The 21224-nt window shown below is 73.6% G+C and carries 21 protein-coding genes; 7 read left to right on the top strand and 14 right to left on the bottom strand.

Annotated features, from left to right (window positions below):
* Nucleotides 1-31: 31 nt before the first annotated feature.
* From O2V61_RS16015 to dxr, 4 genes are all read right to left on the bottom strand, one after another.
* Entirely contained in the window at nucleotides 32-886 is an 855-nt protein-coding gene (locus tag O2V61_RS16015) for a GNAT family N-acetyltransferase (protein WP_269184248.1), read from the bottom strand.
* 37 nt (nucleotides 887-923) lie between these two features.
* Entirely contained in the window at nucleotides 924-2084 is a 1161-nt protein-coding gene (ispG, locus tag O2V61_RS16010; protein WP_442929179.1) for a flavodoxin-dependent (E)-4-hydroxy-3-methylbut-2-enyl-diphosphate synthase, read from the bottom strand.
* Between the two features lie 65 nt (nucleotides 2085-2149).
* Nucleotides 2150-3595 carry a M50 family metallopeptidase gene (locus O2V61_RS16005; protein WP_269184247.1) on the bottom strand — a complete coding sequence of 482 codons (1446 nt, stop codon included), beginning with the start codon at nucleotides 3593-3595 and terminating at the stop codon, nucleotides 2150-2152.
* On the bottom strand, nucleotides 3532-4764 hold the full coding sequence (gene dxr / locus O2V61_RS16000; RefSeq protein ID WP_269184246.1) for a 1-deoxy-D-xylulose-5-phosphate reductoisomerase: 1233 nt from the start codon (nucleotides 4762-4764) through the stop codon (nucleotides 3532-3534). Before dxr ends, O2V61_RS16005 begins: the two co-directional genes overlap by 64 nt.
* A gap of 259 nt (nucleotides 4765-5023) precedes the next feature.
* Here dxr and O2V61_RS15995 point away from each other — a divergent pair, with 259 nt between their 5' ends.
* The 5 genes from O2V61_RS15995 to O2V61_RS15975 all read left to right on the top strand — a co-directional run bounded on the left by O2V61_RS15995 (nucleotide 5024) and on the right by O2V61_RS15975 (nucleotide 9505).
* A complete protein-coding gene (locus tag O2V61_RS15995; protein WP_269184245.1) occupies nucleotides 5024-5998 on the top strand; it encodes a hypothetical protein in 975 nt (324 codons plus the stop codon).
* Between the two features lie 2 nt (nucleotides 5999-6000).
* On the top strand, nucleotides 6001-6987 hold the full coding sequence (locus O2V61_RS15990) for an LCP family protein (RefSeq protein ID WP_269184244.1): 987 nt from the start codon (nucleotides 6001-6003) through the stop codon (nucleotides 6985-6987).
* 70 nt (nucleotides 6988-7057) lie between these two features.
* Entirely contained in the window at nucleotides 7058-7378 is a 321-nt protein-coding gene (locus tag O2V61_RS15985) for a DUF2631 domain-containing protein (protein WP_269184243.1), read from the top strand.
* 304 nt (nucleotides 7379-7682) lie between these two features.
* Nucleotides 7683-8540: a hypothetical protein gene (locus tag O2V61_RS15980; protein WP_269184242.1), complete on the top strand. Its 858-nt coding sequence runs from the start codon at nucleotides 7683-7685 to the stop codon at nucleotides 8538-8540.
* A 2-nt stretch (nucleotides 8541-8542) separates the two neighbouring features.
* On the top strand, nucleotides 8543-9505 hold the full coding sequence (locus tag O2V61_RS15975) for an LCP family protein (protein ID WP_269184241.1): 963 nt from the start codon (nucleotides 8543-8545) through the stop codon (nucleotides 9503-9505).
* Between the two features lie 9 nt (nucleotides 9506-9514).
* Here O2V61_RS15975 and O2V61_RS15970 read toward each other — a convergent pair whose 3' ends face one another.
* From O2V61_RS15970 to rpsB, 9 genes are all read right to left on the bottom strand, one after another.
* Entirely contained in the window at nucleotides 9515-10222 is a 708-nt protein-coding gene (locus tag O2V61_RS15970; protein WP_269184240.1) for a VIT1/CCC1 transporter family protein, read from the bottom strand.
* A 2-nt stretch (nucleotides 10223-10224) separates the two neighbouring features.
* A complete protein-coding gene (gene rlmN / locus O2V61_RS15965; protein WP_269184239.1) occupies nucleotides 10225-11403 on the bottom strand; it encodes a 23S rRNA (adenine(2503)-C(2))-methyltransferase RlmN in 1179 nt (392 codons plus the stop codon).
* A 95-nt stretch (nucleotides 11404-11498) separates the two neighbouring features.
* The gene (locus O2V61_RS15960; protein WP_269184238.1) at nucleotides 11499-13082 is read right to left on the bottom strand and encodes a hypothetical protein; all 1584 of its coding nucleotides are present in this window, start codon (nucleotides 13080-13082) and stop codon (nucleotides 11499-11501) included.
* 300 nt (nucleotides 13083-13382) lie between these two features.
* Nucleotides 13383-14066: a TrmH family RNA methyltransferase gene (locus O2V61_RS15955; RefSeq protein ID WP_269184237.1), complete on the bottom strand. Its 684-nt coding sequence runs from the start codon at nucleotides 14064-14066 to the stop codon at nucleotides 13383-13385.
* A 64-nt stretch (nucleotides 14067-14130) separates the two neighbouring features.
* Nucleotides 14131-15012 (bottom strand): phosphatidate cytidylyltransferase, encoded by an 882-nt coding sequence (locus O2V61_RS15950; RefSeq protein WP_269184236.1) that lies wholly within the window; start codon nucleotides 15010-15012, stop codon nucleotides 14131-14133.
* Nucleotides 15013-15350: 338 nt separating this feature from the next.
* Nucleotides 15351-15908 carry a ribosome recycling factor gene (gene frr, locus O2V61_RS15945; protein WP_269158941.1) on the bottom strand — a complete coding sequence of 186 codons (558 nt, stop codon included), beginning with the start codon at nucleotides 15906-15908 and terminating at the stop codon, nucleotides 15351-15353.
* A gap of 93 nt (nucleotides 15909-16001) precedes the next feature.
* Nucleotides 16002-16763 (bottom strand): UMP kinase, encoded by a 762-nt coding sequence (gene pyrH / locus O2V61_RS15940; RefSeq protein ID WP_269184235.1) that lies wholly within the window; start codon nucleotides 16761-16763, stop codon nucleotides 16002-16004.
* Nucleotides 16764-16923: 160 nt separating this feature from the next.
* Nucleotides 16924-17739 carry a translation elongation factor Ts gene (gene tsf, locus O2V61_RS15935; RefSeq protein ID WP_269184234.1) on the bottom strand — a complete coding sequence of 272 codons (816 nt, stop codon included), beginning with the start codon at nucleotides 17737-17739 and terminating at the stop codon, nucleotides 16924-16926.
* Nucleotides 17740-17864: 125 nt separating this feature from the next.
* A complete protein-coding gene (gene rpsB, locus O2V61_RS15930) occupies nucleotides 17865-18881 on the bottom strand; it encodes a 30S ribosomal protein S2 (RefSeq protein ID WP_269184233.1) in 1017 nt (338 codons plus the stop codon).
* A gap of 339 nt (nucleotides 18882-19220) precedes the next feature.
* On the opposite strand from rpsB, the gene O2V61_RS15925 reads away from it, so the two are divergent.
* Together O2V61_RS15925 and O2V61_RS15920 are read left to right on the top strand one after the other, a co-directional pair.
* Nucleotides 19221-19760: a murein hydrolase activator EnvC family protein gene (locus O2V61_RS15925; RefSeq protein ID WP_269184232.1), complete on the top strand. Its 540-nt coding sequence runs from the start codon at nucleotides 19221-19223 to the stop codon at nucleotides 19758-19760.
* A 35-nt stretch (nucleotides 19761-19795) separates the two neighbouring features.
* Entirely contained in the window at nucleotides 19796-20329 is a 534-nt protein-coding gene (locus O2V61_RS15920) for a DUF4262 domain-containing protein (protein ID WP_269184231.1), read from the top strand.
* 93 nt (nucleotides 20330-20422) lie between these two features.
* On the opposite strand, the gene whiG is transcribed toward O2V61_RS15920, so the two are convergent.
* Entirely contained in the window at nucleotides 20423-21220 is a 798-nt protein-coding gene (whiG, locus tag O2V61_RS15915) for an RNA polymerase sigma factor WhiG (RefSeq protein WP_269184230.1), read from the bottom strand.
* Between the last annotated feature and the right edge of the window lie 4 nt (nucleotides 21221-21224).

The following is a 21224-nucleotide window of genomic DNA, read 5'->3' as shown; positions in this document are numbered from 1 at the left end:
CGCCGCACCAGCCCCAGGGCCCACAGGCCGTCTAGAACAGGACGGACGCGTACGTGCCGACCTGCTGGAAGCCGACCCGCTCGTAGGCGGCACGGGCGGCCCGGTTGTAGTCGTTGACGTAGAGGCTCACCACCGGGGCGATCGCGGTGCGGGCCTGCTCGACCACGGCCGCGGTGCCCCGCTGACCGATGCCCTGCCCGCGGTGCTGCGGGGAGACCCACACCCCCTGCACCTGGCACGCGTCCCGGGAGACGGCGCCGATGTCGGCCTTGAAGAGCACCTCACCGCGCTCGATCCACGCGAACGAGTGGCCCGCGCGGACCATCTCCGCCACCCGGGCGCGGTAGCCGGCACCGCCGTCGACGCGGGTGGGGCTGACCCCCACCTCCTCGGTGAACATGGCGACCGCGGCCGGCAGCAGGGTGTCCAGCTCCTCGGGACGTACCGGGCGCACCTGCGGCTCGGCCGCGACCTCCGGGGGGCCGGAGATGGCCAGCAGCGGCTGGCGGGCGCGCACCTCCCGCGCCGGGCCCCAGTAGGGCGCCAGCAGCTCCCACAGCGGCAGCACGGCCGCCGCTGGGCCGACCACGGTCGAGCACCGTCGCCCGGCCCGCCGGGCCCGGTCGGCGAACGCGGCCGCCGCCGCCTGTTCGGCACCGGGCCGGGCCAACGGGATCAGGTTCGCGCCGGCCAGGCAGACCGCGTCGAGCCGGCGCCCGGCGTACAGGCCCCACAGCGGCGCGCCCAGGGACGCCGTCGCGGTGCCGTGGGTCTCGATCCGCCCGGCGAGCATGCAGGCGCCGACCGGGTCGGTGGCCAGCAGCTCCCGGACGGCGCCCTCGTCACCTGCGTCCAGGACACGTGCGGGGGACGACGAGCGCAGCACGCGGACCACTGTCCTCGGTCGACCGGTGCGGGCCGGGTCAGGAGACGGAGACGACCGGCGGACCGGACGGGGTGCCGTCGGCCGTCTGCGCCTCGGCGATGCGCATGGCCTCCTCGATCAGGGTCTCCACGATCATCGACTCGGGCACGGTCTTGACGACCTCGCCCTTGACGAAGATCTGCCCCTTGCCGTTGCCGGAGGCGACGCCCAGGTCGGCCTCGCGGGCCTCCCCCGGGCCGTTCACCACGCAGCCCATGACGGCGACCCGCAGCGGCACCTCCATGCCCTCCAGGCCTGCGGTGACCTCGTCGGCGAGCTTGTAGACGTCGACCTGGGCCCGGCCGCACGAGGGGCAGCTGACGATCTCCAGGCCGCGCTGGCGCAGGTTCAGCGACTCCAGGATCTGGTTGCCGACCTTGACCTCCTCCGCCGGCGGGGCGGAGAGGGAGACCCGGATCGTGTCGCCGATGCCCTGGGACAGCAGCGCACCGAAGGCGACCGCGGACTTGATGGTCCCCTGGAAGGCGGGGCCGGCCTCGGTCACGCCGAGGTGCAGCGGGTAGTCACACTGGGCGGCCAGCAGCTCGTAGGCGCGGACCATGATCACCGGGTCGTTGTGCTTGACCGAGATCTTGATGTCGCGGAAGTCGTGCTCCTCGAACAGCGAGCACTCCCACAGCGCCGACTCGACGAGCGCCTCCGGGGTGGCCTTGCCGTACTTGGCCAGCAGCCGCTTGTCCAGCGAGCCGGCGTTCACCCCGATCCGGATCGGGGTGCCGGCGTCCTTGGCCGCCCGGGCGATCTCGCCGACCTTGTCGTCGAACTTCTTGATGTTGCCGGGGTTCACCCGCACGGCGGCGCACCCGGCGTCGATCGCCGCGAACACGTACCGCGGCTGGAAGTGGATGTCGGCGATCACCGGGATCTGCGACTTCCGCGCGATGATCGACAGCGCCTCGGCGTCGTCGGTGTCGGGCACCGCCACGCGCACGATCTGGCAGCCCGACGCCGTCAGCTCGGCGATCTGCTGCAGGGTCGCGTTGATGTCGGCGGTCTTGGTGGTGCACATCGACTGGACGCTGACCGGGGAGTCACTGCCCACCCCGACGCCGCCGACGTCCAGCTGTCGGGTCCTGCGTCGGGGGGCGAGGACGGGAGGGGGCGCAGCCGGCATGCCGAGACTGACGGGGATCGCCATGACCTCAGTATCTACCGCCGGCGACGGCACCGCCGGTGACCCCGCTGTGACGTCGGTGCGACCGCTCAGCTCAGCGTGATCGGGTTGACCAGGTCGGCGATGACGAGCAGCCCGGACAGCAGGATGAACAGCCCCGCCACGACATAGGCGACCGGCATCAGCCGGGCGATGTCGAACGGGCCGGGATCGGGCCGTCCGCGCAGCCGCGCCACGGTCGAGCGGGCCTTCTCGTACAGCGCGCCGGCGACGTGACCGCCGTCCAGGGGGTACAGCGGCACCAGGTTGAACAGGAAGAGCACCAGGTTGACGCTGGCCAGCAGCGAGACGAAGAAGCTGAGCTTGTCCACGTTGCTGAACTCCGGCAGGGCGAAGGCCTCCCCGGAGAGCCGGCTCACCCCGACCAGGCCGATCGGCCCCTCGCGGTCGCGCTCCTCCCCCATGAAGGTGGCCCGGAACAGCTGCGGGATCCGCTCGGGGATCTGCACGAGCCGCTGGACCGACTCGGTGACGACGGTGGCGAAGTAGCCCGGCAGCGAGCTCAGCGGCTGGCTGACGTACTCCGTCGCAGACTGCACGCCGAGGTACCCGACCGCCTCCGTGCCGTCGGGTTCGCCGTCCTCGTCCGGGTCGGTGTAGACGGTGTTCTCGATCGGGGTGACCGTGAGGTCGAACTGCTCGGTGGCCCCCTCGCGGGCGACGGTCAGCGTGAGCGGCGTGCCGGCGCTGGCCTGCACCGTGTCGACCAGCGCCTCCCAGCCGTCGCCCGGCTCCTGGGTGACCGGTTCGCCGTCGATGGCCAGGACGGTGTCCCCGGGCTGCAGCCCGGCCTGGGCTGCCGGACCGGCCGGCGGCAGGGCGCAGTCGGCCGCCCCTGCGGCGCACAGCTCGCCGGCCGGGGTGATCGGCACCTCGCAGGGGTCGGCCGCGCCGGCACTGGCCGCCCCGGCCGGCAGCACGCAGTCGGGCACGTCGGCGATCGTGGTGGTCGTCGTCGGCAGCCCGATGCCCAGCAGCAGGACCAGGAAGAGGAGCACCGCCAGCACCAGGTTGTGGAACGGGCCGGCGAACATCACGATCACCCGCTGCCACCAGGGCTTGGCGTAGAACACCCGCCCGCGGTCGGTGGGCAGGACGTCGTTGAGGGCGGCCCCGCGGACCTCGGCGATGAAGCTGCGCATCCGGGTGGCGCGCTTGCTCTCGCCCTCCTCGGCCGGCGGGATCATGCCGACGATGCGGATGTAGCCGCCCAGCGGGACCGCCTTGATCCCGAACTCGGTCTCGCCGCGGCGGAAGGACCACACCGTCGTCCCGAAGCCGACGAAGAACTGCGGCACGCGCATGCCGAACTTCCGGGCCCACCAGTAGTGCCCGAACTCGTGGAAGCCGATGCTGAACAGCAGCCCGACGGCGAAGGCGACGATCCCGAGGACCGTCAGGAGGAACCCGCTCAGCTCAAGCTCCGTCTCAGGTCGTCCGCGCCGATGGCGCCGCGAGCGTGCTCCCGGGCCCACTTCTCAGCGGCCAGCACGTCGTCGACGCAGGTGGGTGCGCCGAGGTCCGGCGCGGCGTCGAGCGTACGCGCGATCACCTGCACGATCCCTGGGAACGAGAGGTGTCCGGCTGTGAATGCCGCGACCGCCTCCTCGTTGGCCGCGTTGTACAGCGCCGGGACGACGCCGCCGGCCTCCCCCGCCTGCCGGGCCAGCCGGACCGCCGGGAACACCTCGCCGTCCAGGGGCAGGAACTCCCAGGTGCTCGCGGTCGACCAGTCCAGGGCCGGCTGGACGTCCGGCAGCCGGTCCGGCCAGGCCAGCGCCAGGGCGATCGGCAGCCGCATGTCCGGCGGGCTGGCCTGGGCGATGGTGGCGCCGTCGGCGAACGTGACCATGGAGTGGACGATCGACTGCGGGTGCACCACCACGTCGATGTCGGCGTACGGGACGCCGAAGAGCAGGTGCGCCTCGATCAGCTCCAGCCCCTTGTTCACCAGGGTCGCGGAGTTGATGGTCACCACCGGGCCCATGTCCCAGGTGGGGTGGGCCAGCGCCTGCTCCCGGGTGACGCCGGCGAGCTCCGCGGCGCTGCGGCCCCGGAACGGCCCACCGCTGGCGGTGAGCACCAACCGGGCGACCTCACCGCGCGCGCCACCACGCAGGCACTGGGCCAGCGCGGAGTGCTCGGAGTCGACCGGCACCAGCTGGCCGGGGGCGGCCGCCGCCGTCACCAGCGCGCCCCCGGCGACCAGCGACTCCTTGTTGGCCAGGGCGACGGTGCGCCCGGCGGCGAGCGCCGAGAGCGTCGGCCGCAGCCCGATCGAGCCGCTGATGCCGTTGAGGACGACGTCGGCCGGGCGGGCGGCCAGCTCCTCGGCGGCGCGCGGGCCGGCCAGGATCTCCGGGAGCGCGTAGTGCCCCTGCGCCCAGCCGCGCTGCTGCGCCGCGGCGTAGAAGGCGAGCTGCAGGTCCTGGGCGGCGGTGGCCCGGGCGATCGCCACGGTGCGCACGCCCAGGGAGAGGGCCTGCTCGGCCAGCAGGGCGACGTCCCCCCCGCCGGCAGCGAGGCCGGTGACCCGCAACCGGTCCGGGTTCTGCCGGGCGACCGCGATCGCCTGGCGGCCGATCGACCCGGTGGACCCCAGCACGGTGACCGTCCGGGGTTCGGTGCTGCGCGGCTCACTCATGCTGCTGATCCTGCCAAGCCCAGCAGGCCTCCGGCCGACCGACCGGCAGGACGCCAGCCCCTCGTCGTGATCTGTTCAGGATCGCGGTGTTCATCACGAGCTCTGCCAGTCCAGATCTGGACGATTCCGCCCGCTTCTGGCAGACGTTGTCCAAGAAATCGGCGCGTCGTCCGGCGTACGGGTCAAGCTCGGCCGTTCCTGTACCGATACCCCGCGTGACGGCTCGGACACCGGGCCACCGACCAACCGGAGAGACCTCATGTCCCGCGTGTCCACCCGCCGCGCCACCGTCGCCACCGGCCTCGCCCTCGGCACCGCCACCCTGAGCCTCACCTTCGCCCCGGGCGCCCTGGCCGCCCCCGCCGATCTCCCCGCCCTGCAGGGCCCGTCCACCGCGGTGATCGGTCAGACCTACGAGCTGTCCGGCACCGAGTGTGCGGCGACGTACCCGGACAAGCCGGCCACCGTCTACGTGGACGTCTTCGCTGCGGCAGACGCCACCGACCCCGCAGCCGAGCCGCTGCTCAGCCTGACGGGCCCGGTGGAGGCGGGCGACTGGACCGCGACGCTGGCATTCCTGCCGGGTGCGACGCCGGGCGGCTACGTGGCCTTCGCCCTCTGCGAGCCCTACGACGGCGGGGAGACCGACACCGGTGCGGACTGGCTCGCCTACCCCGAGTTCTCGTTCACCCTGGCGGCAGCGCCGGTCACCCCGGGCCCGGTCACCCCCGACCCGGTCACCCCGGCGCCGGTGGACTCGACCCCGACCACCGTCGCCCCGACCGGCGAGCTGCGCGGCGAGTCCGCGAACAGCGCCGGCGTCGCCAGCACCAAGACCAGCTCCACCACCGGCGCCCAGGCCGCCCAGGGCACGAAGATCGTGAAGGTCCTGACCGGCTTCCAGCCCCGGGAGAAGGTCACCGTCACCCTGCACTCGGAGCCACAGACGGTGGGCACCTACACCGCCGACGCCGACGGCACCGTGACCGTCAGCTTCACGCTGCCGGCCGGCACCCCGGCCGGTGAGCACGACCTGGTCTTCGAGGGCGACCAGGGCACCTACTTCCAGGAGTCCCTGACCGTCACCGCCGCCAGCTCCTCGGACTCCGACAACCTGGCCTACACCGGCGCGAGCCTCGCCCTGCCGCTGTCGCTGGGTGGCGGGCTGCTCGTCGCCGGCGCCGGCGCACTGTTCGCCCTGCGCCGCCGTCCGGCAGGTGCCCAGGACGTCTGAGCATGACCGTTCCGCTCGAATCGGACGCCGGCCAGGTACCTCCTGGCCGGCGTCCGCCGCGTTCCGGGAAGACGGTTCGCCGCTGGCGCATCGCCCTGGCCCTGCTCGCCGTCCTCCTGGTCGCGCTGGGCGCGGACGCAGCCGTACTGGCCGGCCGCGTGGGCCAGATCGACATCGACCTGTCCGGAGGACCCGGTGACACCGACGGGCGGACCTGGGTGCTGGTGGGACTGGACTCACGTGACCGGCTGCCCGCGGGCGCCGACGCCACCGCCTTCGGCACTCCCGACCAGGTGCCCGGGGCCCGCACGGACGTCATCGTGGTCGTCCACCAGACCGACGCCGCCACCACCGTGTTCTCCGTCCCGCGCGATGTGGTCGTGCGGACCGACCGACGTCCTGGCCGGCTCGCGCTCACCTGGCTGAGCGGACCCCGGGCGACCGTCGACGGGCTGTGCCAGCTCGGCATCCCGACCGACCACGTCGTCTCCGTCGACCTCGCCGGCTTCGCCGCGGTGGTCGACGCCGCCGGCGGTCTGGACGTCGACGTCCCCGAGCCGGTCCGCGACCCGTCCGCCGGGCTGCAACTGACCCGGACCGGCCACCAGCAGGTGGACGGCGCGACCGCGCTGGCCCTCGTCCGTTCCCGACACCCGGAGCACCTGGTCGACGGCCAGTGGGTGCCGGCGCCGGTCGACCCCGACGGCCGGGCCACCGCCGCCGGCACCGTGCTCTCCGCCCTGATGACCCAGGTGCGATCGGCATCGCTGCGCCCGTGGCGGCTGCAGTCGGTCGCCTGGGCGGCCTCCGGCGCCCTCGCCACCGACCCCGACACCTCGACCGGGGACCTCGCCTCCCTGGCTCGGGCGGAGCTGGACGGCCTGCGGGTCCTGCCGGTCGGCGACCCGCTGGGAGGCACGATCGCCCGGTTGCCGACGGCGGACACCAGGGCCGCGGTCGCGGCGGCCGGCCTCTCCTGCGACCCATGAGCGGACGCCACCCTGCGCCACGACCGCTCCCAGCGGGTGCAGAGCGCCGGGGTTTGGCAAGATGGACGCCGTGAGTGAGCACAGCGGCCGGGGACAGGGCCACCAGACGAACGCCGGCGTGGTCGAGCAGTCCAGACGCGAGGAGGGCATCGTCCGTCCGGGCGAGGCGCCCGTCCACGACGAGCACCCTGCGGACTGGGGCTGGCACGCCGAGTCCGGCCGTTTCGGCCGGATCGTCGGCTGGCTGATGGTGCTGTCGCTGCTCGCCCTGCTGTTCGGCAACCACGAGGGCCAGGTCGAGAACCTCTGGATCCTCGGCTTCGTCCTGACGCTCGTGGGCATGCTGCTGTGGGACATCCGCCGGCGGAAGAACGCCTGGCGCTCCCGCTGACCCACCCCGCCGCTGCCAGCGGCTCGCGACTCGACGACAGAGGCCGCCTCCCTCAGGGGAGGCGGCCTCTGTCGTTTCGGCAGCCCATCTGAGCCACACCCACCATTGGACGAACATGACGGCGGATGACTCCGCCGCGGGCAACAATCCGTTCACCGCAGTGGACGCTGTGAGGCGCGACTGTGCACATGTGTCCGACTCTTCTGCGTGTCGCACAGAAATGTGCCATCCGAGGGGTCCGGGCGGACTAGACATGCGGCAACGGACCCGCACTCGGGGCCGACACACACACGGAGGAACCCCGATGAGCCGCCTGTCCCGATCCCGCGTCGCCGTCGTCACCGGTCTCACCTTGGGCGCGGCCTCCGCGACCCTGCTGATCGCGCCGGCCGCGCTCGCCGCGCCCGCCGCACCGGTCGTCGCGCCGTCGAGCACGGTGGCCCCCAGCACCACCTTCACCATCTCCGGCGCCGGCTGCACGCAGGCCTCGGACACCTCCACGAAGCCCGTCGCCAGCATCTCCCCCGACAGCGACGACGCCGGCTGGGGCGATGGCGTCACGGCGAACGCCGACGGCACCTGGAGCTTCGAGCTGACTTCGCCCACGGAGCTCGGCACCTACTCCTACCGGCTGACCTGCGACCAGTACACGAGCAAGTTCCAGTACGCGAACGCCACCATCACCGTCACCGCCGACGGCAAGCCGGCCCCGGCCCCCGCACCCGCCGCCTTCGTGCCGGGCGCGAAGGCGAACACCCCGGGCATCGCTGCCACGGCCAGCACCGCCACCAGCAACGTCGCCGCCCCCGGCCAGGAGGTGACCAAGACCTACAAGGGCTTCAAGGCCTTCGAGAAGGTCACCCTGGTCCTGCACTCGACCCCGGTCGTCCTGGGCACCTACACCGCCGACGCCAACGGCGTCATCACCGCCACCTTCACGCTCCCCGCCGGCACGACGCTGGGCACCCACACCCTCGCGCTCGACGGCGACGCCGGCAGCCACTTCGAGGAGACCATCACGCTGACCGCCGACGGCAAGGCGCTGGCCTACACCGGTGCCAGCGTCGCCCTGCCGCTGGTCGCGGGCACCGTGCTCGTGGGCGCCGGCGCCGGCGCCCTGGTGCTGAGCCGCCGCCGCACCGCGGGAGCGACGCAGGCCTGAGCATGACCCGCAGCACCACGGCGAACGCCGGCCAGGCTCCCCCTGGCCGGCGTTCGCCGCGTTCCCGGGCCGTCCGGTGGGCACTGCTGGTCACGGCCGTCCTGGTGCTGGCGGTGACCGTCGACGCCGCGGTCCTGACCGGTCGGATCGATCGAGCGGCCGTCACGCCCACCACCGGCCCCGGCACCACCTGGGTCCTGGTCGGTGTCGACTCCCGCGCCGAGCTGCCGGCCGGCGCATCGGCCGAGCAGTTCGGCACCACCGACCAGGTCCCCGGCGCCCGGGCGGACGTCGTCCTGGTCGTGCACTCCGACGGCGATTCCTCCACCGTCTTCTCCGTGCCGCGAGACCTGGTGCTGAACACGGGTGAGACGACGGGCCGGCTGGCGCTCAGCTGGCTCGACGGGCCGCAGGCGACCGTCGACGCGCTGTGCCACCTCGGGGTCGCCACCGACCACCTGGTGAGCGTCGACCTGGCCGGCTTCGCCGCAGTCGTCGACGCAGCCGGTGGGCTGTCGGTCGACGTCCCGATCCCCGTGCGCGACCCCGTCGCCGGGCTGGAGCTGACCGAGGCCGGCCGACAGCAGCTCGACGGCCGGACCGCACTGGCGATGGTGCGCTCCCGCCAGCCCGAACACCGGGTGGACGGCGAGTGGGTGCCCGCGCCGATCGACCCGGACGGTCGGGCGTCGGCTGCCGGGCAGGTGGTCGACGCCTTGGCCGACCGGGTCCAGGAGTCCCTCGTCCGGCCCTGGCGGCTCCAGCGGGTGGCCTGGGCGGCCACGGATGCGCTGACCGTGGACCACGGCACGTCGCTCCCGGACCTGGCCTGGCTGGCAAGGGCAGACCTCGCACCGGTGTCCGTACTGCCGGTGGGTGACCCGGTGAACGACACGCTCCTCCGCTTCCCCTCGCCGGCGACGGCCACGGCGCTGTCCTCCGCCGGGATGTCCTGCGACGGCTGAACCGGCGGATCAGGCGACAGCGACGCCGATCGCGCTGCCGATCAGGTAGGTCGCGCCGGCGGCCAGCGCCCCGAACAGCAGCTGGCGCAGCGCGGACCACCACCAGCTCCGCGGCGTGAAGCGCGAGGACAGCGCACCGGCCACCACCAGGCCCACACCACCGCAGACCAAGGCCACCCACAGCGTGCTCAGGCCGAAGAGGTAGGGCAGCAGCGGCACGGCGGCGCCGATCGAGAAGGTCACGAACGAGGAGACCGCAGCGACCCTCGGCGACGGGGTGTCCTCCGGGCTCAGCCCGATCTCTGCGACGACGTGCAGCCGCAGCGCCGTCTCCGGGTCCCGGGACAGCTGCACCGACACCCGCTCGGCGAGGTCGTCGTCCACCCCACCGGCGCGCAGCAGGGCGACCAGTTCGTGCCGCTCCCCCTCGGGGTTGCGTGCCAGCTCCCCGCGCTCCTTGGCGACCTCGAGCTCGAGCTGCTCGTTCTGGGTGGTCACCGACGTGTACTCGCCCAGCGCCATCGAGATGGCCCCGGCGACGAGGCTGGCGACCCCGGCCAGGACCACCGTCTGCGCCGCAGCACCCCCGGCACCGACGCCGGCCACGAGGGCGGTGTTGGTCACCAGGCCGTCCATCGCGCCGAACACGGCCGCCCGCAGCCAGCCACCCGAGACGTCGGCGTGGCTGTGCTCGTGCGCCTCCGCGTCGGGCAGCACGGTCAGCCCTGGTCCGACTCGGCCCCGAGGGGCACGCCCTCCTCGATGCCCGGCACCGGGACGGCGATGCTCGGCACCCCGTCGACCTGGTCGGCGGCGGCCAGCTGACCGCAGGCGCCGTCGATGTCCGAGCCGCGGGTGTCGCGGACCGTGGTCGGCACCCCCGCGGCACGCAGCCGGGCGACGAACTCCCGTTGGGCGGGCAACGGACTGGCGTCCCACTTGCTGCCCGGTGTCGGGTTGAGCGGGATCAGGTTCACGTGCGCCAGCCGCTTCGCCAGCAGCTTCCCGAGCAGGTCGGCCCGGAACGGCTGGTCGTTGATGTCCCGGATCAGCGCGTACTCGATCGAGTACCGGCGACCGGTACGGCGGGCGAAGTCGTCAGCGGCGCCCAGCACCTCGTCGACCTTCCAGCGGGTGTTGATCGGCACCAGCTCGTCACGCAGCTCGTCGTCGGGGGCGTGCAGGCTGACCGCCAGGGTCACGTTGAGCCCCTCGTCGGTCAGCTTCCGGATGGCCGGGACGACGCCGACCGTCGACACGGTCACCGCGCGCTGGGACAGCCCCAGCCCGTGCGGTGCCGGGGTCAGCAGCGCGTCGAGCGTCTTGCGCACCCGGGCGTAGTTGGCCAGCGGCTCGCCCATGCCCATGAAGACGACGTTGGACAGCCGGCCGGGGCCGCCGGGGATCTCACCGTTGGCCATGGCAGCGGCTGCGGCGACCGCCTGGCCGATGATCTCGGCCGCGGACAGGTTGCGGGTCAGGCCGCTCTGGCCGGTCGCGCAGAACGGGCAGGCCATCCCGCAGCCGGCCTGGCTGGAGATGCAGACGGTGGCGCGGTCGGGGTAGCGCATGAGGACGCTCTCGACCAGCGCCCCGTCGTGCAGGCGCCACAGCGTCTTGCGGGTGCGGCCGCCGTCGGCGGACTGGTGCCGCACCGGGGTCAGCAGCCCGGGCAGCAGCGCCCCGGCCAGCTCCGCACGCGAGGCGGCCGGCAGGTCGGTCATCTGCTCCGGGTCGGTCACCCCGGCGTAGAAGTGCCGGGCCAGCTGGTCGGCGCGGAACGCCGGCTGACCCAGCTCGACGATCGCCGCACGGGCCTCCGCACGGGTCAGGTCGGCGAGGTGCCGAGGCGGCTTGGTGCGGCGGGGGGCCTCGAAGACCAGGGGCAAGACAGTCATGACGACGTCCATGCTCCCACCACCAGGCCGCCGGAGGTGGCTCGGTGGAGGGTGACATCGCTCCCCGGGAGGATCAGCGCACGCCGCTCCGGCCGTCAGCTCCGGCCGCGTGCCTCGGCCAGCGTCGCCGACGGGTCAGGTGCTCCGGACGTCGGGGCGGTCGTCGCAGTCGGCGGCGACGGCGACGGCAGCGGCGGCGGCGGCGGCGGCGGCGAGGTCACGGTCGGCGTCGCTGTCGGTGTGGTGGTCGGAGCGGGGGCGGCGGTCGGCGGCACGGCCCCGCCCCCGCCGGACGACCCGTCCCCGGGTCCGCCGGGCACCTGCGGACCACCGGGGTCGGTCACCACCGGATCCGGGGCCGGCGGGTCGGTGCCCACCGGGCCGGGCTCCTGCGGGTCGGTGGCGTCCGGACCGGGGACCTGCTCGTCGGGGTCCACCGGCGCGCACGTCGCGGCCAGGACGTCGACGACCACGTCGACGGCCGGGTCGTCCGTGCCCTCGTCGGTGCTCTCGTCCGGGGTCTCGCTGTCCTCGGGCACGGGCACGGGCACGGGCACGGCGCAGTCGTCGTCCGGCAGCGTCGGTCCGCCGACCGGGCCGGTCGCGGGCGGGCCGAGGGGGGCAGGGTCGGTGACGACCGGAGCGGGGTCGTCCGGCGCCGGCACGTTCGGGGCAGGCCGCATCGGCGGTGCTGGCCGCTGCACGACAGAGCCCGCGGGAACGCGGGGCTGCACGCGGGACCGAGGCGCCGCCATCACCTGCCGCACGCGGTTCCGGACCGCCGAGGTCGACTGGGTCGATGCGGTCCGCGGGCGGGGTGCCGCCGCGGTGCTCGGCGACCCGGTCGGAGCCGTGGTGACGGGCGGGGCCACGAGGCCGTCGCCGGCGTCGGGTGCAGACACCCCACCCGGCCGCGCCGCCGGTGGTCGGCTCGACGTCGTCGGCGCGGCTCGCTGGTCGGTGTCCCGCTGCACGGCAGCGACCGAGGGTCCCGCACCGTCCGGCCCGCCGGGCAGGGTGAAGCCGGCCACGACCCCGGCCAGGACGAGCACTGCCGCCGGGAGCAGCACGCGGTACCGCCGCCGCCGAACAGGGGCCGGCGGGGTCCGGACGGCTGGCGGAGCGTCGGCTGCGGTCGTGACGCGGGTGCCGGCAGCTGCGGCGGCCAGCGCCTCCGCAGCCGCGATGTCGGCGGCCCAGGCAGCGAGCTGCGCCTGGTCGTCCTCGACGGTGCGATCGGCCTCCGACAGGTCCGTGACCAGTGCGGTGGACGCCCCCGGGGTCAGGTCCCCCCGGTCGACCGGCTCGGGGAGGACGTCGGAGTCCTCGGGCGACAACACGCCGTTCGTCAGCGGCCCGGCGTGGACCCACTGCGGCAGCCACGCCTCGTCCCAGGGAGCCTCCTCCCACGGGAACTCGCCGGCCGTCACCTGATCGGTCGGCGCATGGCCGGTGGCCGGGGGTTCCGCGGACTCGTGGGCGGCCGGGCGGGCCAGCTCTAACACCTCGAGCTCTGCTGCTTCGATCTCGGGCGCTCGGATCTCGGGCGCCTCGATCGTCGGGGTCTCGACGTCCGTCACCTCGACGTCCGTCACCTCGACGTCCGTCACCTCGACGTCCGTCACCTCGACGTCGGGGACCACGGCCTCGGGCACCACGGTCTCCGGGACCTCGGTCACCGCATCACCGGTCCCCGCATCACCGGCCGCAGACCCGTCCGGTCCCGGGCCCACCGAGGCGCGCTGGTCCTGACCGTCCACCGGCGACGCCGTCTGGTCCTGAGGCGACTCGTCACCCCGCGGTCGGCCCGACACCACGGCCACTCCTCCCCGGCCGGTCGCCGTCTCGGCCACCGGTCGTGGCCGAGCCCGGACACCAGACCCGACCGGCCATGCTGCCGGAGCGCAGCCTGCCCATCCGGTAGGCGCGGCGTGATCGACCGGTCACACTGCGCTCGGCCTCGCCGGTCGACCAGTCGATCAGCCGGGCTGGGCCACAGCACTGAGGTCGGCGTGCTCCCGGATCCAGGCGTGCATCGCGATGCCCGCGGCGACCCCGGCGTTCAACGACCGCGTCGAGCCGAACTGGGCGATCGACACGGTGAGCGTGGCGCCGTCCCGGGCCGCCGGCGTGAGACCGGGCCCCTCCTGGCCGAACAGCAGGACGCAGTGGCGCGGCAACGAGACCGTCTCCAGCGGAACGGCACCGGGGCCGTTGTCCACCGCCACCACCGTCAGCTCCTCTGCCGCCGCGTGCTCGAGCAGCCCGCTCACGTCCGGGTGGTGACGCAGGTGCTGGTAGCGGTCGGTGACCATGGCCCCCCGCCGGTTCCACCGCCGGCGGCCGACCACGTGCACCTCCGCCGCCAGGAAGGCGTTGGCCGTGCGCACCACCGTGCCGATGTTCAGGTCGTGCTCGAAGTTCTCGATGGCGACGTGGAACGGATGCCGTCGCGCGTCCAGGTCGGCGACCACCGCCTCCAGGCGCCAGTACCGGTAGCGGTCCACCACGTTCCGGCGATCGCCCTCGGCGAGCAGTTCGCGGTCGTACCGCGGATCGGTCGGCCAGGGACCGGTCCAGGGGCCGACGCCGATCGACCCACCCCACTCGGTCGGACCGGGCACCTGCCCGTCCGCCCCCTGCCCGTCCGTCCCCTCGGTCACCGCCCGGATGCTGCCATGACGTCCCGAACGGCCGTCCCGGCGCCTGACCCGGACCGCCCCCGGGTCAGACCGGCGCGACCACCGACAGGATCAGCCAGGCCACCGCGGCCGACGGGAGCAGGGAGTCCATCCGGTCCATCAGACCGCCATGGCCGGGCAGCAGCGTGCCCATGTCCTTGATGCCCAGGTCCCGCTTGATCAGGGACTCCCCCAGGTCGCCCAGGGTGGCGGTGACGGCGATGGCGACGCCGTAGAGCACGCCACCCCACCACGGCCCGCCGAACACCAGGGCGATCAGCAGCGTGCCCGCGAGCACACACGCCCCGACCGACCCGGCCAGCCCCTCCCAGGACTTCTTCGGACTGACCGTGCGGGCCAGCGGGTGCTTCCCGAAGCGCACCCCCGCAGCAAAGCCGCCCACGTCACTGCAGACCACCGTGACGATGAAGGTCAGCACCCGGGCCGCGCCGTCGTCGGGCACCAGCAGCAGGACGGCGAAGCCGGCCAGCAACGGCACGTAGAGGGCGACGAAGACCGCCGCCGATGCGTCGCGCAGATAACCGACCGGGCCGTCGCCCAGCCGCCAGAGCAGCACGGCGAAGACGGTGAGCAGGAAGGCGATGACCAGGCCCGAGGGGCCACGCGTCCAGGCCAGGGCGACCATCACGACCGCCCCCACCAGCACGGGGGTGCGCGGCGGCCGGTGTCCGCCCTTCGTCATGGCCCCGCTCAGCTCGACCACGCTGATCAGGACGGCGGCGGTGACGACGACGAGGAACGACGGCCGCCAGAGCAGCAGCGTCGCTATGACGACCGCGCCCAGCCCCAGCCCGACCCCGACCGCCGCGGCCATGTCCCGGCCGGCCCGCCCGACGGCCCGGGGTGCGCCGCTGGGGGTGCCCTGTGGTGCCTCTCCGGTGACCTCGGTGCCCAGGGCGTCGGGCACCGCGGTGAGGGGGGCGTCCGCGGGCTCGCCACTGGGCTCGGCCGCCGGCCCGCCCGACGCCAGGGGACGGGCCTCGGTGGGCTCGCCGGCCCGGCGCAGGTCCTCGGTCTCCGGTCCCGGGACCGGCCCGGGGGGCCGGCCTCCAGGACGTGGCGGCACCGGCGGCTGGTCGATCCGGACCAGCGGCCCGGTGTCCGGGTCCGGCCGACGGCCCGGGCTGCCCCCCGTACCGCCGGGCCCGTCAGCGGTCCCGGTCCGGGCGCGGGCAGGCTGGCGCCCCGAGCCGAGGGGCTCGGGGCGGTGCGGGTCGCGGGTCACGGCGGCGTCGGGCGGTCGACTCAGACGTCCAGGAGCTCGGTCTCCTTGTTCTTCATCGCCTCGTCGATGCTGGCGACGTGCGCGGCGGTGAGGTCGTCGAGCTCCTTCTCCGCGCGGCGCACGTCGTCCTCGCCGGCCTCGCCGTCCTTGTTGATCCGGTCCAGCTCCTCCTTGGCCCGACGGCGCACGTTGCGGATCGAGACCTTGGCGTCCTCGCCCTTGGACCGGGCCATCTTCACCAGGTCGCGGCGGCGCTCCTCGGTCAGCTGGGGGAAGACCACCCGGATCAGCGACCCGTCGTTGGTCGGGTTCACGCCCAGGTCGGAGTTGCGGATCGCCTTCTCGATGGCCTGCAGCTGCGTGGCGTCGTAGGGCTTGATGACCGCCATCCGCGCCTCGGGCACGGTGATCGAGGCCATCTGCGGCACCGGTGTCATCGCGCCGTAGTAGTCGACGAAGATCTTGTTGAACATGGACGGCGCGGCGCGGCCGGTGCGAACGGAACCGAGGTCCTCGCGAGCGACCGACAGGGCCTTGTCCATCCGCTCTTCGGCATCGAGCAGGGTGTCGTCGATCACGGGTCTTCTCCTCCTGCGGCAGCTGCCGGGTTCTGTGCGGTGTGCGGATGGGGCGGCACCCGGCGTGCGCCGCCCCGAACGACGTCCGGCCGGTCAGGCCTGGGCGCTGATCAGCGTGCCGATCCTCTCACCTGCCACTGCACGGGCGATGTTGCCGTCGCGCAACAGGTTGAACACGACGATCGGCATCTGGTTGTCCATGCAGAGGCTGATGGCCGTGGCGTCGGCGACCTTGAGCTGCTTGGCCAGCACCGTGCCGTAGTCCAGGTCGGTGTACATCGTGGCCGCGGAGTTCGTGCGCGGGTCGTCGTCGTAGACCCCGTCCACGCCGTTCTTGGCCATCAACAGCACCTGGCACTCGATCTCCAGGGCGCGTTGCGCGGCCACCGTGTCGGTCGAGAAGTACGGCATGCCGGCGCCCGCTCCGAAGATGACCAGACGGCCCTTCTCCATGTGCCGGATCGCCTTGCGCGGGATGTAGGGCTCGGCGACCTGGCCCATGGTGATCGCGGTCTGCACCCGGGTCTCGAGCCCGGCCTTCTCGCAGAAGTCCTGCAGGGCCAGGCAGTTCATCACCGTGCCGAGCATGCCCATGTAGTCCGCGTGGCCGCGGTCCATGCCGGCCTGCGAGAGCTCGGCACCGCGGAAGAAGTTGCCCCCGCCGACGACGACGGCGACCTGGGTCCCCGCATTGACGACGGCGGCCAGCTGCTCGGCGATCGCCCGGATGATGACCGGGTCGACCCCGACCTTGCCGCCCCCGAAGGCCTCACCGGAGAGCTTCAGGAGCACCCGGTCGTAGCCGGAGCCGTCCAGCGGGGCGAAGGCGGTGGGCGCGGACTTCAGCACGGTCACGGGCGTTCCTCGGTTCGGTGTCAGGTGTGTCGATCCTGCCGCATCCGGTGCGCGCAGGTGTCCCGGCGGCGGGTCCGGACAGGCCACCGGCCCCGTCCTGGAGAGAACGGGGCCGGTGGGTGTTCCGTGGCTGAGAGCTCTCAGGCCTCGGAGGTCGGGCTCAGGCCTGGCCGACCTCGAACCGGGCGAACCGGTCGACGGTCAGGCCGGCGTCGGCGATGACCTGCTTGACGGTGCGCTTCGGCTCGGTGATCGAGGGCTGCTCGAGCAGGACGAAGTCCTTGAAGTAGGCGTTGACCCGCCCTTCGACGATCTTGGTGATCGCCTGCTCGGGCTTGCCCTCCTCCTTCGCGGTCTGCTCGGCGACCCGGCGCTCGGTCTCCACGGCCTCCGCGGGGACCTCCTCGCGGGTCAGGTAGCGCGGACGCGCGGCGGCGATGTGCATCGCCAGCGAACGTGCCGCGTCGGCGTCGCCGCCGGAGTACTGCACGGCAACGCCGATGGCCGGGGGCAGGTCGGTGGCCCGCTTGTGCAGGTAGACCGCCGTGGTGCCCTCGAAGACGGCGAACCGGGACAGCACCAGCTTCTCGCCGATGCGGGCCGACTCGGACTCGATGAGCTGGGCGACCGACTGGCCGTCGACCTGGGTGGCCATCAGCGCGTCGACGTCGGCCGGCTTCTCGGCCACGACGAGGTCGAGCAGGCGCTCGGCGAGCTTGACGAAGTCGGCGTTCTTGGCGACGAAGTCGGTCTCGCAGTCGAGCTCGAGCAGGGCGCCGTCCCGGCTGACGACCACGCCGTTGGTGGTCGAGCGCTCCAGGCGCTTGCCGACGTCCTTGGCGCCCTTGACGCGCAGGAACTCGATGGCCTTGTCGTAGTCGCCATCGGCCTCGGTCAGGGCCTTCTTGGAGTCCATCATGCCGGCGCCGGTGGCGTCACGGAGACGCTTCACGTCGGCTGCGGTGAAAGCAGGCATGTCACTTCCTCTGATCGGTGGTGGTGCGGGGCGCGGACCCCGCGAGTGGAGGTGCCGGCCGGAGGCCGGGCAGACGGCGGCGCCGCCCTCCCCGCGTTCAGCCGGGGAGGAGCGGCGCCGACCGGTCAGCCGTTCTGCGCGCCCTGGGTGCCCGTGGTCTGGTCACCGGTGGCGGGGACGCCCTCGACCGGGGCGACCTCGTCGGCCGTCACGGCCGGCGGCGCGGCCGGGGTCTCGGGCAGCTCGGTGGCGGCAGCCGGGGCGGCCTCGGCAGCCACGGCCTCGGTGGTCGCGGCCTCGGTCGCCACGGCCGGGACGGCCTCGGCAGCCGGGGCAGCGGCGTCAGCGGTGCCACCGGTCAGCAGCTCGCGCTCCCAGTCGGCCAGCGGCTCGCCGCCGCCGACGGCGGGGGCCTCGGCGCCGTCCTCGCCACGGCCGGCGTTGGCCTGCGCGGCCGAGCGGGCCATCAGGCCCTCGGCGACCGCGTCGGCGATGACGCGGGTCAGCAGCGCGGTGCTGCGGATGGCGTCGTCGTTGCCCGGGATCTTGTAGTCGACCTCGTCGGGGTCGCAGTTGGTGTCGAGGATCGCGACGACGGGGATGCCCAGCTTCCGGGCCTCACCGACGGCGATGTGCTCCTTCTTGGTGTCCACGATCCAGACGGCGCTGGGCACCTTCTGCATGTCGCGGATGCCGCCGAGGGAGCGCTCGAGCTTGGCCTTCTCGCGGGAGAGGACCAGCTGCTCCTTCTTCGAGAGGCTGACCAGCGCGCCGGTCTGCTCGAGGTCCTCGAGCTCCTTCAGGCGGGCCAGACGCTTGTAGACCGTCTGGAAGTTGGTGAGCATGCCGCCCAGCCAGCGCTGGTTCACGTAGGGCATGCCGACGCGGGTCGCCTGCTCGGCGATGACCTCCTGCGCCTGGCGCTTGGTCCCGATGAACATGATCGAACCGCCGTGGGCGACGGTCTGCTTCACGAACTCGTAGGCCTGGTCGATGTAACCCAGCGTCTGCTGGATGTCGATGATGTAGATGCCGTTGCGCTCGGTGAAGATGAAGCGCTTCATCTTCGGGTTCCAGCGACGGGTCTGGTGCCCGAAGTGGACGCCGCTGTCGAGCAGGTTCTTCATGCTGACGACTGCCACGTGGCGCCGCCTTCCTTCTCGTGCGCGGGCGGCCAGGGGCCACGCCGCGCTGCTCGGTTGTCGCGGACGCACCGGGAGGTGCGCCGCCCTGGTGTCCAGCCGCGCCACCGAACCCGCCGGGGGAGGCGGGACCGAGGTGGCGACTGCCCCGCTGAGCTCGCCAGGTGCACGAGCAGCAGGAAGAGGACACGCGAAGTCGATCCGCCGGAGGCGGACCGCACCGATCAGCATACGCCCTGGGCAACCGCCGTCCGACCGGGTCGTCCCCAGCGGCCCTCGGCTTCCACAGGCGCCGGCTCGCACCGCTCGGGGACCCGCTCCAGCGGCACCCTCCTGTGGGTGCCCGCCCCCCGCGCCGTCCTCGCCGCACTGGTCGTCGCCGCACTGGTCGTCGCCGGCCTGCTGACCGGCCTCCCCACCGCGGCAGCTGCTCCGAGGCCCTCCCCCACAGGGGCGGGGTCACCGGCCGCGCTCTGGGCCTGGCCGTTGCCCGGCGCACCCACGGTCAGCCGGCCCTTCGACGCCCCGGCGACGCCGTACGCGGCCGGACACCGGGGTGTGGACCTGGCGAGCGCGGTGGACGGGCAGGTGCTCGCCGCCGGCGACGGGGTGGTGGCCTTCGCCGGGATGGTCGCCGGCCGGCCGGTGGTCAGCGTCGACCACACCGGCGGGCTGCGGACGACGTACGAGCCGGTGACCCCGGGGGTCGCCGCCGGTCAGCCCGTGGCCCGTGGCTCACCGCTGGGCGTGCTGGTGGCCGGGCACGCGGGCTGCCCGGCGGACGCCTGCCTGCACTGGGGTCTGCGTCACGGGGACACGTACCTGGACCCGCTCCTGCTCCTGCGCCCGCCGCGGGTGCGGCTGCTCCCGTGGCACTGACCCCGCACCCACCGGGACGGCGCTACCGTCCGGGCGTGCGTTGGCGACGGAAGAAGTCCCCCGAACAGCCCATCGAGCAGCCGGCCCCGGACCAGCAGGCAGCGGGACAGGACGCCGGCCAGGTGCTGGCGGACCTGCAGCGGGTGGTCGACCGGTTCGGCTGGGCGGTGCTGCACGGCGGTGGGGGCAGCCCCGGTGACCCGCGCTGGTCGCACACCGTGGGGCTGACCGCGCTGGGCCACCCGGAGGTGATCGTCGTGGGCCTGCCGTTCCCGGCCGGGGAGAAGTACCTCAACCTGGTGGGCGAGGCGGTGCGCGGCGGTGCCCGCTTCGGTCCCGGCGCGGCCACGACCGGGCTGACCGACGCCGACTCCCCGGTGGTCTTCCTCGCGGTCGAGGACACCGCACGGTTCGCGGTCGCCGAGCAGTTCTACGGCTCCATCGAGGCGCTCCAGCTGGTCTGGCCGGACTCCACCGGCCGGCTGCCCTGGCAGGAGGGCCACCGGAACCCGCCGGAGGCCCAGCCGCTGCTGGGCCCGCTGCCCGGTGCGGAGCCGGCCGGCGACTGAGTCACCGGCCCGTCGAGGGTCCTCCAGTGAGCCGGCCCCTCGCCGCCCCGGACGGGATCGACGATCCCGGACCGGGGGCGGGACCCGAGCTGGTCAGGCGATGTCGGCGAGCTTGGTGCGCAGGTGGAGCACGGCCTTGGTGTGCAGCTGGCAGATCCGGCTCTCGGTCACCCCGAGGACCCGGCCGATGTCGGCGAGTGTCAGGCCCTCGAAGTAGTACAGGCTGACGACGACCTTCTCCCGCTCGGGGAGCTGCTCGACAGCCCGGGCCAGCAGCTGCCGGGCCTCGCCGTGCTCGGCCATCGCCTGCGGGTCCAGTGCGCTGGTGTCCCTGAGCGTGTCACCCAGGCGCGGCGCGGAGCCGTCGTCGTCCACGAGCAGCTCGTCGAGGGCGACGACGTTGACCAGGGACAGCTGGCCGAGGAACTTGCGGATCTCCTCGACGTCCATGTCCATCTCGTCGGCGACCTCTTCGTCGGTCGGGCTCCGCTGGAGCTTCGCCTCCAGCGCCGCGACCGTGCGCTCGTACTGCCGGGCCTTCATCCGGACCGAGCGGGGGATCCAGTCGGTGGACCGGAGCTCGTCGATGATCGCGCCGCGGATCCGGGCCATCGCGTAGCTCTCGAACTTGATCTCGCGTTCGGGCTCGAACCGGGTGATCGCGTCGATCAGCCCGAACGTCCCGTAGGAGACGAGGTCGGCCTGCTCGACGTGCGCCGGCAGCCCGCTGCCCACCCGGCCGGCCACGTACTTGACCAGTGGCGCGTAGTGCAGGATCAGCCGGTCGCGCAGCCCGGTGTCCCGGTCCTGCACGTACCGCGACCACAGTTCGGTCACGTGGGCGTCGGGGTCCCCACTCGCACCGACCTGCCGGACCGTCGCCTCAGACACCTGC

It is taken from the genome of Modestobacter sp. VKM Ac-2985 (assembly GCF_026967925.1).
GTDB lineage: Bacteria > Actinomycetota > Actinomycetes > Mycobacteriales > Geodermatophilaceae > Modestobacter.
Note: the sequence above shows the minus strand (reverse complement) of the source record. Positions and strands in the feature narration are given on the sequence as shown.